Below are 15,332 nucleotides of genomic sequence, written 5' to 3' on the forward strand. Positions count from 1 at the left end.
TCAGCCCGCCCGACGCTCCGCGCCCTCGAGCCGGATCGCCGTGCGGACGGCGGCGCGTGCCCTCCGACGGTCACCGGCCGCATCGTAGGCGAGCGCGAGACGGTAGCGCGCACGCCAGTCGTCGGGGTGCGCTTCGACGTCGGCCCGGTACGTCGGGAACAGCGCGTCGCCGTCTTCGCGTTCGATGCGACCGCTCGGTCGCACGGGGAGGTCTTCGTCGGGCAGGCCGCCCTCGGCGTCCAGCCGCTCCCCCAGCTGCTGCGCGCGCACCCCGAACCACAACTCGCGACCGATCGCCCAGAGAGCCAGCAGCGGCAGCACCAGCAGCGCGGCGCCCATGACGATCGCAATGGGCTCGGCGCTGGTGAGGAGAACGAGCGCGCGCTGCCCCGCCAGTACGACGTACAACAGCAGCAGCACCGTCATGATCGCGACGGCGACGCGTACCCTCATGCGCTGGTGGCGCCCGCGACCTGGCCCGACACGTCACCGTCGGCGACGGGTGCCTCCGGCTTGGCGGGACGCGTGCGCACCCCGATGTCGATGAAGCTGTCGAGGCCGATCACCACGCCGCGCGTGTCGCGGGCCGCGGCGAGGGCGATGCGGATGCCGGGTGCATAGGCCGTCGCCGGATCGATGGTGTCGTGCACGATGGTCAGCGACTCCCCCGCTCCCGACAGGATCGTCTCCTGCCGCGCCACGACACCCGGGCGCCGCAACGAGTGGATGGGGACGGAGGCGACGCGCTGACCCCGGGCGCGCTGGTCGACGTGGGGCGACTCGACCGGGCCGACGTCGGCGCGGGCGGCGGCGATGAGCTCGGCCGTGCGAACGGCGGTGCCGCTGGGCGAGTCGATCTTGGTCTCGCGGTGCGCCTCGATGATCTCGATCGAGGGGAAGAACGGGGCCGCGGCGGCCGCGAGCGCGCTGCCGATCACGGAACCGAGCGAGAAGTTGGGGATGAACACGACGCCGGTGCCACTGGCATCCACCAGGGGGCGCACGAGCGCGATCCGCTCGTTCGACCACCCCGACGTGCCGACGAGCACATTGATGCCGCGCTCGATCGCCGCGCGGACGACGTCGATCGAGACGGCCGGCGTCGAGGCGTCGACGACGAGATCGGCGCCGTCGAGCTCGGCGAGGTCGGAGCGGGAGCCGAGCACCGCGGCGATCTCGTACCCCTCTTCGGCCTCGATCACTTCGCGGATCACCCCGCCGAGCTTGCCGGTTCCGCCCACGATGGCCACGCGTGTCGTCATGCGTTCCAGCCTAGGCGGAGGCGGGCGCCCGCACGGGGCGTTGTCCACAGACGCGCCGCGAAGCTCCCTACCCGAGCGGGCTCAGACCGGAAGAGGATCCACCAGCCCCGTGCGCAGCTCCACCGGCAGGTGGGCGAGGTCGTTGTGCGACAGCAACGTCCAGGGGCGGCCCTTCTTCTGTGCGATGACGGTCAGTCCGCAGTAGGCCTGGTTGATGGTCATCCAGCGCCAGTCCGGAGCCTGCAGCACCTCGCGCACGAACCACGAGATGACGAAGTTGTGCGTGATGATGAGCTCGTGCGTCTCGCCGGCCTTGCGGGCGAGGAATTCCGCCGTCGCATCCGCCATCTGGGCGCGGCCCGCGTCGATCTCCGCCGCGGTCACCGACCCGAAGAACGGTTCATAGGCCGCGGGCGTCTCGGGGGTCATGCCCGTGGGAACGCAGTCGAACAGCAGCGCCGACGGCTCGGGCGAGACCGACGGCAGTCGATCGGCGACGGCCCGCGCGGTCTGGGCCGCGCGCTCGAGGGGCGAATGCCACACGGCGTCGAGGGGAAGACCCGACAGCCGGTCGGCGAGGAGAGCTGCCTGCCGCTGCCCGCGCGGTGAGAGGGGCCCGTCGGTGAGTCCGTGCTCGGCATCCTGATGCTCGCCATGGCGCACGAGGTAGATGTAGTGCGTCACGTCAGCTCACTCCGTCGTCGATCTGCCGTCCCCCGGCCGGTCCTTCCAGCCTACGTCACACCCCGACGGCAGGACGGTCACTCGGCGGCGCGCGCGATATCGGCGAGCTGGGCGCGACTGAGACGCACCCCGACCGCACGCATGCACTCCACGACATGGCGTGGCGCGAAGGCGTTGACGATGGGGGCGGTCACGATCTTCTGAGCGAGCAGCCAGGCCACGGCGACCGCGGCATCCGGAATGCCCAGTTCGTTGCCCACGGCGTCGAGCGCGCGCAGAACCCGTGAACCCCGACGATTCAGCTGCGCGGCGACCTGCGTTCCGCGCACGGACTGCGACGATTGGCTGCGTGTGCGTGTCTCACCGGCCAGGAAGCCGTGCGAGAGCGGGTGCGACGGGGTGACCGCCATGTTCTGGGCGGAGGCGATCAGGCGCACGTCGCCCTCGAACTCCGTGCGCCTGAGGACGTTGTACGGCACGTCGAGCACGGTGATGCGGGGGTAGCCGGCCGACGAGAGGATGCGCGCCTCGACGAGCTGTGCCGCGGTGTAGCCGTGTGCGCCGATCGCGCGCACCTTTCCCGATTCCACCAGCCATTCGCTGGTGGCCAGGGTGTCTTCCAGCATGCCGCGATCGCCGCGCGCGGCGTCGAGCGAGAGCACGTCGATGCGGTCGGTGCCGAGACGCGTGAGCGAGGCCTCGACGGCGCGCACGAGGTTCACCGAATCGAGGCCCGGGTGGTCGGGGTGGCCGCCGACGCGCACGGTCAGCACGGCCTCGTCACGCATGCGGCGGCTGCGCAGCCACTCGCCGATGATGAACTCGCTGCGACCGGCGGCGTAGCTGTCGGCCGTGTGCAGCGCGTTGCCGCCGAGCTCCGCGTAGGCGTCGAGGATGTCGTGGCTCGCGCGGGAGTCGACGTTCCAGCCGAACTCGCCGCCGCCCAGGAACAGCGGGAAGACCTCGAAGCCGGTCTCGCCCAGGGGAACCCGCACGTGCGACCCCAGGCCCGGCCCCTGCAGGGTGATCGGCGCGGAGGGGTGAGGGGCCCGGTCGCGGCGCAAGCGCGGCGTGGCCGTCTTCTCGACGCCCGAGCCGCTCATGCGATCCTCCCCGTCGCCGGGCGGACGGTACGACCCACGCCGTATCAGCACGCCCCCCGACGTACTTCGAGGTTAGGCGCTCACCCGCAGGCCGGTGACCTTTCACCCGCCTCGACGATAAACATTGGGTAACGCTTGCGCGCGGTGTGGCCGCGTCGACCTCGTCCGTCACATCCGTCACACGACGGATGCCCGCCCCGCACGAGGCGGGACGGGCATCCGGTGAGGTGAGGATCAGCCTTCGGCGGGAGCCTCGGGGCCCTCGCTCGCGGCGGCCGAGCTCTGCGTGTCGGCAGGCTCGGGCGTCGTGACCTCGTCGTCGATCACGGGCTCGAGCGACAGCTTGCCGCGGTCGTCGATCTTCGTGATGCGCACGAGGAGCTTCTTGCCGACCGAGAGCACGTCTTCGACGTTCTCGACGCGCTTGCCGCCGGCGAGCTTGCGCACCTCGCTGACGTGCAGCAGGCCGTCCTTGCCGGGCAGCAGCGATACGAACGCGCCGAAGGTCGCGATCTTGACGACGGTGCCGAGGAACTGCTCGCCCACCTCGGGGTTGGTCGGGTTGGCAATCGCGTTCACCTGGGCACGGGCGGCCTCGGCCGAGGGGCCGTCGGTCGCACCGATGTAGACGGTGCCGTCCTCCTCGATGGAGATCTGCGCGCCGGTCTCGTCCTGGATGGCGTTGATCGTCTTGCCCTTGGGGCCGATGAGCTCACCGATCTTGTCGACCGGGATCTGCACGCTGATGACGCGGGGCGCGGTGGGCGCCATCTCGTCGGGAGCGTCGATCGCGGCGTTCAGGACGTTGAGGATCGTGAGGCGAGCCTCCTTGGCCTGGGTGAGGGCGGCGGCCAGCACCGACGACGGGATGCCGTCGAGCTTGGTGTCGAGCTGGATCGCGGTGATGAACTCCGACGTGCCCGCGACCTTGAAGTCCATGTCGCCGAGAGCGTCTTCGGCGCCGAGGATGTCGGTCAGCGCGGCGTAGCGCGTCTGTCCGTCGACCTCGTCGGTGACCAGGCCCATGGCGATACCGGCGACGGGGGCGCGAAGGGGCACACCCGCGTTCAGCAGCGACAGGGTCGAGGCGCAGACCGAGCCCATCGACGTCGAGCCGTTGGAGCCGAGGGCCTCGGACACCTGGCGGATCGCGTAGGGGAACTCCTCGCGGCTGGGGAGCACCGGCACGAGGGCGCGCTCGGCGAGGAAGCCGTGGCCGATCTCGCGACGCTTCGGGCTGCCCACACGGCCGGTCTCACCGGTCGAGTACGGCGGGAAGTTGTAGTGGTGCAGGTAGCGCTTGCTCGTGATGGGCGAGAGCGAGTCGATCTGCTGCTCCATCTTTAGCATGTTCAGGGTGGTGACGCCCAGGATCTGGGTCTCACCGCGCTGGAAGATGGCCGAACCGTGCACGCGCGGGATGACCTGCACCTCGGCGTCGAGCGGACGGATGTCGGCCAGGCCGCGACCGTCCATGCGCACGCCCTCGGCGAGGATGCGACCGCGCACGATCGTCTTGGTGACCGACTTGTAAGCGGCGGCGAACTCGAGGGTCGCGACGGCGGGCAGCTCGCCCGACTCGACGGCGGCGAGCAGCTGCTCCTTGACCGAGGTCTTGACCTCGTCGTCGGCGTTCTGACGCTCCTGCTTGTCGGCGATCTGGTACACCGGCACCAAACGGTCGTAGGCGCGACCGGCGACGAAGTCGTAGGTCTGCTGGCTGTAGGCCGGGAAGACCGGGTACGACTGGATCTCCTTCGACGCGGTGCGGGCGACCTCGTTCTGCGCGTCGACGAGCTGACGCAGGAACGGCTTGGCGGCCTCGAGGCCCTCGGCGACGACCTGCTCGTTGGGCTTGGTCGCGCCGCCCTTGATCATGTTCCAGCTGCCCTCGGTGGCCTCGGCCTCCACCATCATGATGGCGACGTCGCCGTCGTCGAGCACGCGGCCCGCGACGATGAGGTCGAAGACGGCATCCTCGAGCTGCTCGGCCTTGGGGAACGCGACCCACTGGTCGGCGTGCTCACCCTGGCCCGGGATGAGCGCCAGGCGCACACCCGCGATGGGGCCCGAGAACGGCAGACCCGAGATCTGGGTCGACATGGATGCCGCGTTGATGGCGAGGGCGTCGTAGAACTCACCCGGCGCGATCGACAGCACGGTGACGACGATCTGCACCTCGTTGCGGAGGCCGTCGACGAACGACGGGCGCAGCGGCCGGTCGATGAGGCGGCACACCAGGATGGCCTCGGTCGAGGGGCGACCCTCACGGCGGAAGAACGAGCCGGGGATCTTGCCCGCGGCGTACGAACGCTCTTCGACGTCGACGGTCAGCGGGAAGAAGTCGAAGCCTTCACGCGGGTGCTTGCCGGCGCTGGTGGCCGACAGGAGCATGGTCTCTTCGTCGAGGTAGGCGGCGACGGCGCCCTGGGCCTGCTGAGCGAGGCGTCCGGTCTCGAAGCGAATGGTGCGGGTGCCGAACCGGCCGTTGTCGAGAACGGCTTCGGCGGCGGTGATTTCTGGACCTTCCAAGAGGTCCCTCCTTCTTTGTTTAGGCTCGCCGCCCCGTGTGAGAGGCGAGCTGACATGCGAAGGAGCAGGAACAGGCAGAAAGGGCGCGCCGACTGGTCGACCCGGAAATCCCGGCGACTGGCCACCAGTGGACGACCACCCGGCGAGAGTGACGGGGAGTCCACCACAGGGGACCAGCGTCTGCCGGCCTGCTCCGTGAGCTCATATGTAGTTGAGCGGATGCCAAGACGGCATTCCGTCCCACCCTATCAGCGCGAGCGCTCCCGGGCTGGGCGCGGAGGGTGCTCGTGCTCTACCGTGACCTCATGGGTCCCATCCGTCGCACCGGTCACACGCTTCTCGCGTGCGTCGTGCTCGTGGCGGCCCTCCTTCCTGCGCCGGCGAGCGCGGCCGACCTGCCCACCCGGGTGGCTCAGCCGCGAGCGGCCGTCGACGAGACGGCCGTCGCCCAGGTGAAACAGCAGGTGGATGCCGCCGAAGCCACGGCCGCGCAGGCGTCGCGCCGCGCCCTCGACGCGTCGGCGGCCGCGGAGCGAACGCGTGCTCTGGCCGAATCGACGGCGGCCCGCGCGGGGGCCCTCGCCGCGCGCAGCGCCGCTGCGGCCTCGGACTCGTCCGAGAAGACCGAACGGGCGGGAGCCAGCGCGGCGCGCCTGTACCGCACCGTCGGCGGCGGCCCGCTGGTCGCGCAGCTGCTCACCGACGCCGATCCCGATTCGCTGCTCGCACGCCTCGGCATCCTCGACCGCGTCGCGACCGTCACGGCGCAGACGGCCGGGCAGGCGCGAAGCGCCGCCGACATCGCCGCATCGCTCAGCGACCAGGCGGACCAGGCGCGGACGGAAGCCGCGCGACTCGCCGATGAGGCACGCGCCACCGCCGACGCGGCACAGAGTGAGGCGGATGCCGAAGCGGTCAGCGTCGCCGCCGCGCAGGCGCGCCTCGATGATCTCTACGCCCAGCTCGCCGCGCTGCGGGAAACGACGGCCGCCGCGGAGAAGGCGGCCCGCGAACGGGAGAAGGTCCAGCAGGATGCCGCCGCGCCCGGCGGCGCGACCGGTGGCGGGTCCGCCGGAGCCCGCGGCGGCGGGAACTCCGGCGGCGGCGCGAGCGGCGGCGGCGCGTCGGCGGGCGGCAACGGGTCGAGCTCGAACGGCGGGTCCGGGTCGAGCGGCGGGTCCGGGTCGAACAACGGGTCCGGGTCGAGCGGCGGGTCGAGCTCGAACGGCGGGTCCGGGTCGAACGGCGGGTCCGGCGGCAGCGGGTCGGGCTCCGGCACCGGAAACACCGGCGGCGGTACGACGACCCCTCCGTCGACCGCGATCATGACGCCCGACGAGGCGCGCGCCGAGGCACGTGTGCAGATACGCGGATACGGCTGGGGGGACGATCAGTTCTCCTGCCTCAACTCGCTGTGGAACCGTGAGTCGGGCTGGCGCGTGCAGGCGCAGAACCCGTGGAGCGGGGCGTACGGCATCCCTCAGGCGCTGCCTGGCGAGAAGATGGCATCCGCGGGACTCGACTGGCGTACCAACGGAGCGACCCAGATCTCCTGGGGCCTGTCGTACATCGACTCCCGGTACGGGAGCCCGTGCGGTGCGTGGAGCCATTCCGAGCAGACCGGCTGGTACTGAGGGGCATCCCCCTGGCCCGTCGACGCGTTCGGGGCCCAGGTTGCCCGTCCTGTCGCGACCACCGACTCCACGGCCCCGTCGGCGACCTCGACGTCCCCGGAGAACGAGACGGCTGAGTCCTCGAAGCCGCCGCTCGAGCGACCCGCACGTCGTCGCGTCACGTCGTGCGTGCTCGTTCCCGGTCGCCACGCGTCGGCAGCTCCACGTACCCGGCGTGCTTCGCGCGGATGCCGTCGCCGGCGGTGCGGCCGCGCACGCGACGCCACACCCACGGAAGGGCGTCTCGGGTGAGCCAGGTGCCCTGCGGCGCCACCTCGGCGTCGGCGTGCAGCGCCTCGTCGAGATCGAGCAGCGCGCGGGCGTCGGGGACTCCCAGCGTCTCGGCCGCCCGGTAGGCGATCACACGGTGCCCCGACGATCGCAGGTGCACGAGGTCGTCAGCCCACAGCGGCAGCTCGCCCAACTCGGCGACGGCCTCCAGGTCGAGCAGGATCGCCCCCTGCTCGTGGGCGATGCGGCGCAGTTCGACGTTGTACGCCGCGAAGCGCCGCGCGAGCAGGCGGGCGGCGGGGCGGCGCGGCAAGAACGTCGTGACCAGCAGCACGTCCGCCCCGGTGCGCCGCACCGCGCGCACCGCCGACTCGACCTCGGCGACCAGGGCCGGCATGACCACGGTCGGTGCGAGCAGATCGTTGGCACCGATGAGGATCGACACGAGATCGGGCTCGAGCGCGAGGGCGGCGGGGATCTGCTCGTCGATCACGTGGCGCACCCGACGACTGCGCACGGCGAGGTTGGCGTAGCGGAACGGACCCGCATCGCTCGTGTGCGCCAACAGCTCGGCCAGGCGATCGGCCCACCCGCGGAACTGCCCCGCCGGCATGCGCGAGGTGTCGCACAGCCCTTCGGTGAGCGAGTCGCCCAGCGCGACGTAGCGCGTCCATCTCCCCCGGGTTCGGGATGCCACGGGACCGGCCGGCCGGGGACCTCCGCGCAACAGCAGGCCGTCGTCGATGCGGCGAAGATCGACGGCATCCCGATAGTGGCCGACCAGGTCTCGCGTGAGGGCCTCCCAAGTACGTCCCTGCACCGCTGCGCGGGCGGCGCGGGCGAAGGCGCGGCGCTTGGCCTCGTCGCCGACGAGATCGGCGACGCGCGAGCGGAGGTCGTCGAGATCCCCCGGCTCGTAGAGCCACCCGTCGACGCTGGAGCGCACCAGATCGAGCGGCCCACCGACACCCGTGGCCACGACCGGGACGCCGCTGGCGAGCGCCTCCTGAATGGTCTGCCCGAAGGTCTCGCTCTCGCCGGGGTGCACGAACACGTCGAAGCCCGCCATCGCCTGCGCCAGCGCCGCACCCGACAGGTGGCCGGTGAACACGGCATCCGGGATCGCCTTCTCGAGCGCCGGGCGCGAGGGCCCGTCGCCCACGATGACCAGGCGGGTGCCGGGGAGGTCGGCGAGGGCGCGCAGATCGTCGACCTGCTTCTCGGGGGCGAGGCGTCCGACGTAGCCGACGATGCGCTCGCCGCGCGGGGCCACCGCGGCCCGCCACGCGGCGTCGCGGTGTTCGGGAGCGAAGCGCACGGCATCCACTCCCCTGCCCCACCGGCGGATGCGGTCGACACCCAGATCCTCGAGCTGCCGCGTCGAGGCCGACGACGGGGCGAGGGTCAGCGTCGCCCGGCGATGCAGGCGCGCGACGTGACCGGCCACCAGAGCGGTGGCGTGGGGCACGCCGTACTTCTGCGCGTAGGCGACGACGTCGGTCTGGTAGATCGCGACCGACGGGATCTTCAAGGCGTCGGCGGCGGCGAGTCCCTGCCAGCCGAGCACGAACGGGGATGCCAGGTGCACGACGTCGGGGGCGAAGTCGCGCAGCAGCGCGCCCAGGCGCGCCGCGCGGGCGAAGACCACCCGCACCTCGGGGTACGACGGCAGCGGCACGGAACGCAGAAGCTCCGTGCGGGCGCCGTGCAGGTCGGCGGTGACATCGCCCGACTTGGGGGCGATGACGAGCGTCTCGTGCCCCGCCTCCGCCAGATGACGCAGGACGTGGAGAACGGAACCGGTGACCCCGTTCATGTGCGGGAGGAAGGATTCGGCCAGCAGCGCGACTCTCACGAGACCAGGGTGGGGCGCAGCGCGGCGCTTCTCGTGCGACGTTCGCGATGTTCACCGGATGCTCCGCCGGGCGTCACCACCCGGTCGGCCGGGCGTCTCGATCCGAGGCGGAGAGTGACCGGATGGACGGTGTCGACGCGTGGCTGCAGGCGATCGCGGCGAGCCCGTGGGCCCTGGTCGGCATGGCGGCGCTGGTGTTCGCGGACGCGTTCCTCGTCGTCGTCCCCGGCGAGGCGGCGGTGACCGCGTTCGGCGCTCTCGCGGTGACGCACGAGTCGTTCCCCCTGGCATCCGTGATCGTCGTCGCCGCCGCGGCAGCCTTCGCCGGCGACGCCTGCTGCTATCTCGTCGGACGAACGGTCGGGGTGCGGCGCTGGGCGTGGATGCGCGGTCCGCGCGTGAGCGCCGCCCTGGAATGGGCGCGGGCGCGGCTCGAGCGAAACGCCGCCGTCGTGCTGTTCACGGCGCGTTTCGTGCCGTTCGCGCGACTCGCGGTGAACCTCGCCGCGGGAGCGGCACGGGTGGATCCGCTGCGCTATCTCGGGGTCGCGGCGCTCGCGGCGCTGGCGTGGGCGTCGTACCAGGCGGTGATCGGTGCGGTGGTGGCCGCCGTGGTGCCGGGCGGTCCGCTGGTGACGGTGGTCGTCTCGATCGTGGTGGCGGTGGGGATCGGCCTGGGCATCGACGTCGTGCTCGCGCGACGGGCGAGGCGGCGGGCTGCGGCGCAACCCTGACCCGCCGGACGGGGTGCGCAGGCCCGCTGGGATCGTGGGCCTCTCCGCCTGCCGCCGGCGTCGCCTCTCAGCCGGCGACGACCTCGACGCCGGCGGTGCGGAACGGCGCGAGGGTGCGCTCCAACGGCGACCATCCGCGCGGATCGAGCGGAACGAACACGCAGCGCCCGGCCCGGGCCGCGGCACGATCGAGCTGGGTGCGCAGATCCCGTGCCGCTGCTCGCGGGTCGGCGCGGCCCGCGAGGTCGACGGTGGGCTGGCCGTCGCTGACGATCACGAGACGGCACCGCTCGCGCGGGGCGTCGGCGAACTCCTCGAGCGCCCGACGCACGGCATCCGCGAGGGGCGTTCCTCCCCCGCCCTCGGCGCTCGCGCGCTGCAGCGCGGCGCGGGCGCGTGAGACGCGCGGCGTGCGCTCCTGCACGAGGCGGGCGAAGGCACCGGCGGCGAGGATCACGCTCACATCTCCCCGGTCGCGATAGGCGTGTGCGAGGGCGACATCGGCGACGCGCCGCGCGTGGGCGGCTCCGGCGCTGCCCATCGACGACGACCCGTCGACCACGACGACCGTGTGCGTCGCCGTGGGCTGCGCACGCAGCCGGCCCCGCAGGTCGTCGCGGGTGACGACGAGTTCTCCTCGCCCGCCCGCGGCCGCGTGCCGGTACACGGCACGCTGCAGGGTGGGCAGCAGCGCGACGCGGCCGTCGGCGCGTTCCGGGGCGACGACGCGTCCCGGGCGGCCACGGCCGCCGCCGGCCCGTGTCGCACCCCGGCGGGCCGAGCGCCCCGACCGCACCGTCGCGCGCGCGGGCTGGTCTGTGAGGACGGGCGCAGCGAGGGCGGCCGCGCGGGCGGAGGGCAGCGCGTCGGGTTCACCGTCGACGGCGATCCCGGTGTCGGACGCGGCGGATGGGTCGACATCGTCGGGCGCTGAATCCGGCCGACGGTGCCCTCCGGGTGCGGAAGCGTCGTGCGCGGGCAGTGAGGAGGCAGCCGCCGCGTCGGCCTCGGGGTCCGCCCCCGCAGGGTCACCGGGCTCGGGCGCGAGGGGGGCCTCGGGGGCGTCGCCCGCGCCATCACCCGTCGGCTCGGCAACCGTCTCCCCCGCGGGGTCATCGTCGCTGCCGGGAGCCCCGAGCGACTCCGCGCCGTCGTCCACCGCATCCGACGCCGCCTCACCCGTGGCCGGTTCCTCGATCGCCTGTTCCCCGTCGGCGTCGTCGGCGACGGACGCGTCGCCATCATCGGCATCCGGTTCGAGGCTCGTCTCTTCCACGTTCGGAGGGTCGACCTCGCCCGCTCCCGACGCGGCGAGGCCCCGCCCGTGCGGTACCGCCACCCACGCGCGTACGACCGCGACCGGGTCGCCGTCGTAGCCCGCGTCGACGAGGGCGGATGCCAGCGCGCAGGCCGCGACGTCGATGGCACCGTCGTCGACACCATGGGCCGCGAGGGCGGCGACGACGCGGCGCCACAGTCCCGCCTCGCTCTCGTGCGCGGGCCGGCGCCCCGGCGGAACGATCGCGTCGACGTCGACGACGGCCGTGCATCGGCGGCGGGCGGCGGCGGGTAGCGTCGCCGTATCCGCGCACAGGGCGAGGACTCGATCGACCCGGGTCGGCGACTCGTAAGCGTGCGCGAGGCGGACGACCCCGTCGGCGTGCGGGCGCAACTGACGGAAGAGAGTCTCGGCGCGATGCGCGTCACCGGCGAGCGCGAGCCCGAACGGCGCACCACCACGCCAGGCCTCGATCGTCGCGCGGACCGCGGCCGGTAGGACGATCTCGCCACCGAGAAGGGCCCGCACCTCGGCTGCGCGGTCCGCGGGGAGCGAGGCGATCTGGCCACCGAGACGGGCACGCACATCGGCTGAGCGGTCCGCGGGGGTGGCCCCGCGCGAGCGCGTCACGCGACGCGCCGCCCGAGCACGGATGCCGCCGCGACCCGCACGCGGGCGGCCGCCGCCGTCACCGGCTCGAGAGCCGTCCGCGGCGCGCGGTGCTGCAGGGCCGGCACCGCGACGGCCGCGAGATCGTGCACGGTCACGGCCGGTCGGCCCGCCAGCGCGGCCGCCGCGCGAGCCGCCCGCACGAGCACGAGCTCGGCGCGGTGACCGACCGCCCGCGCGTCGACGCAGATGCGAACGGCCGCCTCGAGCACCTCGTCACCGAGGTCGACGGTGGCGCACCGTTCGCGTGCGAGGCGGATCCGCGCGGCCAGTCGCTCCTCCCGCTCCGCCCACTCGAGCGTGAAGGCCCTGGGATCCCGCTCGAACGCCAGCCGGCGGCGCACGATCTCCCACCGCTGCTCGACGTCGCGGATCGTCGCGACCGGCGTCGAGAGGCCGAAGCGGTCTTCCAGCTGCGGCCGCAGCTCGCCCTCCTCGGGATTGCCGCTGCCGACGAGCACGAATCGGGCGGGGTGCGTGTGGCTGAGACCGTCGCGCTCCACGGTGTTCACGCCCGACGCCGCGACGTCGAGGAGCAGGTCGACGAGGTAGTCGTCGAGCAGGTTGACCTCGTCTATGTACAAGATGCCGCCGTGCGCCGCCGCGAGCAGCCCCGGCGCGTAGGCTACCTCGCCGCGGAGCGCGCGGTCGATGTCGAGCGATCCGAGCACGCGGTCCTCGCTCGCCCCGAGCGGCAGGTCGACCACGGGCATGTCCAGTCCCTCGCGGGCGAGCAGCTGCGCGAGGCCGCGCACGGTGGTCGACTTTCCCGTCCCTCGATCGCCGAGCGCCAGCACCCCGCCCACCGCGGGGTCCACCGCGCAGAGGGTGAGTGCGTGGCGCAGGTCGTCCTGACCGACGACGGCGGTGAAGGGGAAGACGGGTGAGGTCATGGCATCCATTGTATTGAGAACGCTTCTCAATAGATGAACGCCTCGACTCTCACCTCAGTGCCAGTGTCTGCTCCGCTGCGCTCACGAGCGCGCGTCCGTACGAGGGGCCGTGACCCGCCGCGTGCACCGCCAGCGGGTGGAGCTGGTGAAGGGGCACGCGGGCGCGCCATCCCTCCCGCAGGGGGTGAGCCGTGTCGTAGGCGGCGAGGGTCTCATCGAGGAACGCACACCCGAACAACGCCAGCATCGCCAGGTCGGTCTCGCGATGTCCGCCGTGCGCCGCGGGATCGATGAGCACGACGCCCGCGCGCGACCAGAGCACGTTCCCCGCCCACAGGTCGCCGTGCAGGCGAGCGGGAGGCTCGTCGTCGTCGAACGCGCCGTCGGCGATGAGGGCGCACGCCCGGCGGACCACGTCGGCTCCGGATGCCGAGAGGTTGCCGGCGGCGACGGCGATGGGGAGGAAGGGCTCGACGCGCTGGGCGGCGTAGAACGCCCCCCAGGTGGGAGTGGGGCGCGCGGGCTGGGACCGCCGGCCGATGAAGATGTCGCCGCGCCAGCCGGGCGGCGGCGAACCGAACGCATCGGTACCGGCCGTATGCGTCGCGGCGAGCGCGGCGCCGAAGGCACGGGCGGCGTCCGCCGTGGGTCGCGCGTCATCGACGCGTTCGAGGGTGATGCGCCCCTCGCCCACCTCGACGACCCGGGCGATGCGCGCACCGCGCGCCTCAGCGAGCCAGCTCAGTCCTGCGGCCTCGGCGGCGAAGAAGCCGGTGGGCGCATCGGACCGGGTCTTCACGTGCTGTTCCATCGCTCCAGTCTGTCGCGATGTCGGGGGTCACCGGCACGATGGACGCATGAGCGACGGCTACGACTCCGACTTCCTCGGCATCCCCCTCCCCCTCCCCGCGCCCGAACGCGAGACCACGCGGCTCGACTACCCGCGGTTCTCGGTGCTGCTCGACGAAGAGCGGCGTTTCGCCGCGGTCACCGGCGTCGTCATCGACGGAGCGAGCCTGCGCGACCAGCCGCGCACCGGCGAATGGCGCCTCGACCCGCGTGTCGACGACGACGCGCAGGCCGGGGCCGAGGTGTACAGCCGCAACGACCTCGACCGGGGTCACCTCGTGCGCCGGCGCGATCCGGGCTGGGGCTCCGCATCCGAGGCTCGGGATGCCACCGAGGCGACGTTCTTCTATACGAACGCCGCCCCGCAGGCCGCCGGGTTCAACCAATCGAAGGAGCTGTGGCTGGGGCTGGAAGACCACGTGTTGGCGTATGCCGAGACCACGGACCAGCGGATCGCGGTGTTCACCGCCCCGGTACTCGATGAGGACGACCCGCCGTACCGCGGGATCCGGGTGCCGCTGCGGTTCTGGAAGATCGCGGCGTGGCGCGAGGGCGACGCGCTCGCGGCGGCCGGCTTCGTGCTCGATCAGACCGCGTTGGTAGACACCCGTCAGGGGCTGACGGTTTCGCGCCTGGGCGCCTTCCGCACGTTCCAGACGCCGATCGCCGACATCGCGGCCGAAGCGGGTATCGACGTGGGTCCGCTCGCGGTCGCCGACACGTTCGTGCGTCGAGGTCTGCGGCCCGTCGCGGCGCGCGAGCTGCGGGGCGTCGACGACATCGTGCTGTGAGACCCGCTCAGCGCACCCGCACGGCGTGCAGCAGCGTGTCGATCGCCGCGGCATCGTGGCCGCCGCGCAGCTCGGCATCCGCGGTCGTACGGGTGATCCGCTCGCACCGTTCGACGCGGAAACGATCGTCGAGGGCGCCGCGCAGGACTTCCGGGGTGTACAGGATCGCGGGGTCGGACGGACCGTGCCCGCCCGCCGCGATGTTCTCGACGTCGTGGCCGAGCACTACGAGCGTTCCCCCGGGGGTCACCCACTCCGCTATCCGGGCGATCGCGGCGGCGCTGTCGGGCAGGTGCAGGTAGCACGACACGACGAGGGCGGCCGGTGCCGCGGGCTCCCACTCGTGCACATCGGCGTGAACCCAGGTCACGGCGTCACCCCCGGGTCGGGCTGCGGCGAGCGCGAGCCCCGCTTCCGAGAAGTCCACGCCGGTGCAGCGCCAGCCGCGCTCGGCCAGCCAGACGGCTGTGCGTCCGTCGCCGGTGGCGACATCGATCGCGGATCCCGGCGCGAGGGCCGCCGCGATCTCACGCACGACAGCGGGCGGTTGAGTCGCCCAGACTCCCCCGGCTGATGCGCGGTATCGCTCGTCCCACTGCGTGGCATCCATTCGACTCCCTCTCGTCGTTGCCACCCTAGGCGCGTCGGGGAGCAGCACCGATTCACGCGCCCGGCCGCAGCCTCAGCGATCTGCACGACCCCAGCCCCGCCACCGCGATCACGACGGAGGTTGCGCCAGCGCCGTGCGCCCAGCCGCCCCCTGCGACACAGGTCGCG

At 72.8% G+C, this 15,332-nt stretch carries 13 protein-coding genes; 3 read left to right on the forward strand and 10 right to left on the reverse strand.

Annotation, left to right across the window (positions count from 1 at the left end; translation table 11 throughout):
* From QE410_RS10930 to QE410_RS10950, 5 genes are all read right to left on the reverse strand, one after another.
* Positions 1 to 453, reverse strand: coding sequence for a hypothetical protein (locus QE410_RS10930; RefSeq protein ID WP_307331682.1), 453 nt, complete (start codon positions 451 to 453; stop codon positions 1 to 3).
* Positions 450 to 1,262, reverse strand: coding sequence for a 4-hydroxy-tetrahydrodipicolinate reductase (dapB, locus tag QE410_RS10935; RefSeq protein ID WP_307331685.1), 813 nt, complete (start codon positions 1,260 to 1,262; stop codon positions 450 to 452). Before dapB ends, QE410_RS10930 begins: the two co-directional genes overlap by 4 nt.
* 81 nt (positions 1,263 to 1,343) lie before the next feature.
* Positions 1,344 to 1,946, reverse strand: coding sequence for a histidine phosphatase family protein (locus tag QE410_RS10940; RefSeq protein ID WP_307331688.1), 603 nt, complete (start codon positions 1,944 to 1,946; stop codon positions 1,344 to 1,346).
* 77 nt (positions 1,947 to 2,023) lie between these two features.
* Entirely contained in the window at positions 2,024 to 3,049 is a 1,026-nt protein-coding gene (locus QE410_RS10945; RefSeq protein ID WP_307331691.1) for an aldo/keto reductase, read from the reverse strand.
* A gap of 234 nt (positions 3,050 to 3,283) precedes the next feature.
* Positions 3,284 to 5,581 carry a polyribonucleotide nucleotidyltransferase gene (locus tag QE410_RS10950; RefSeq protein WP_307331694.1) on the reverse strand — a complete coding sequence of 766 codons (2,298 nt, stop codon included), beginning with the start codon at positions 5,579 to 5,581 and terminating at the stop codon, positions 3,284 to 3,286.
* 305 nt (positions 5,582 to 5,886) lie between these two features.
* On the opposite strand from QE410_RS10950, the gene QE410_RS10955 reads away from it, so the two are divergent.
* On the forward strand, positions 5,887 to 7,215 hold the full coding sequence (locus tag QE410_RS10955) for a hypothetical protein (protein WP_307331697.1): 1,329 nt from the start codon (positions 5,887 to 5,889) through the stop codon (positions 7,213 to 7,215).
* 157 nt (positions 7,216 to 7,372) lie between these two features.
* Here QE410_RS10955 and QE410_RS10960 read toward each other — a convergent pair whose 3' ends face one another.
* Positions 7,373 to 9,340 (reverse strand): glycosyltransferase, encoded by a 1,968-nt coding sequence (locus QE410_RS10960; RefSeq protein WP_307331699.1) that lies wholly within the window; start codon positions 9,338 to 9,340, stop codon positions 7,373 to 7,375.
* 122 nt (positions 9,341 to 9,462) lie between these two features.
* Between QE410_RS10960 and QE410_RS10965 the strand changes: the two genes are divergently transcribed.
* Positions 9,463 to 10,074, forward strand: coding sequence for a DedA family protein (locus QE410_RS10965; protein ID WP_307331704.1), 612 nt, complete (start codon positions 9,463 to 9,465; stop codon positions 10,072 to 10,074).
* A gap of 67 nt (positions 10,075 to 10,141) precedes the next feature.
* Here the strand turns inward: QE410_RS10965 and QE410_RS10970 are convergent, their stop codons facing one another.
* From QE410_RS10970 to QE410_RS10980, 3 genes are read right to left on the reverse strand one after another with little or no spacing between them, the layout of a single operon-like run.
* Positions 10,142 to 11,983, reverse strand: coding sequence for a VWA domain-containing protein (locus tag QE410_RS10970; protein ID WP_307331706.1), 1,842 nt, complete (start codon positions 11,981 to 11,983; stop codon positions 10,142 to 10,144).
* On the reverse strand, positions 11,980 to 12,915 hold the full coding sequence (locus QE410_RS10975) for an ATP-binding protein (RefSeq protein ID WP_307331708.1): 936 nt from the start codon (positions 12,913 to 12,915) through the stop codon (positions 11,980 to 11,982). The genes QE410_RS10970 and QE410_RS10975 overlap by 4 nt, the downstream gene beginning before the upstream one ends.
* A gap of 49 nt (positions 12,916 to 12,964) precedes the next feature.
* Complete coding sequence (locus tag QE410_RS10980) at positions 12,965 to 13,726, reverse strand: fructosamine kinase family protein (RefSeq protein ID WP_307331711.1); 762 nt, start codon at positions 13,724 to 13,726, stop codon at positions 12,965 to 12,967.
* Between the two features lie 46 nt (positions 13,727 to 13,772).
* On the opposite strand from QE410_RS10980, the gene QE410_RS10985 reads away from it, so the two are divergent.
* Complete coding sequence (locus tag QE410_RS10985) at positions 13,773 to 14,555, forward strand: DNA/RNA non-specific endonuclease (RefSeq protein ID WP_307331714.1); 783 nt, start codon at positions 13,773 to 13,775, stop codon at positions 14,553 to 14,555.
* 7 nt (positions 14,556 to 14,562) lie between these two features.
* On the opposite strand, the gene QE410_RS10990 is transcribed toward QE410_RS10985, so the two are convergent.
* Positions 14,563 to 15,165: a bifunctional 2-polyprenyl-6-hydroxyphenol methylase/3-demethylubiquinol 3-O-methyltransferase UbiG gene (locus tag QE410_RS10990; RefSeq protein WP_307331717.1), complete on the reverse strand. Its 603-nt coding sequence runs from the start codon at positions 15,163 to 15,165 to the stop codon at positions 14,563 to 14,565.
* Between the last annotated feature and the right edge of the window lie 167 nt (positions 15,166 to 15,332).

The sequence above is a fragment of the Microbacterium sp. SORGH_AS_1204 genome, assembly GCF_030818935.1.
Lineage (GTDB): Bacteria > Actinomycetota > Actinomycetes > Actinomycetales > Microbacteriaceae > Microbacterium.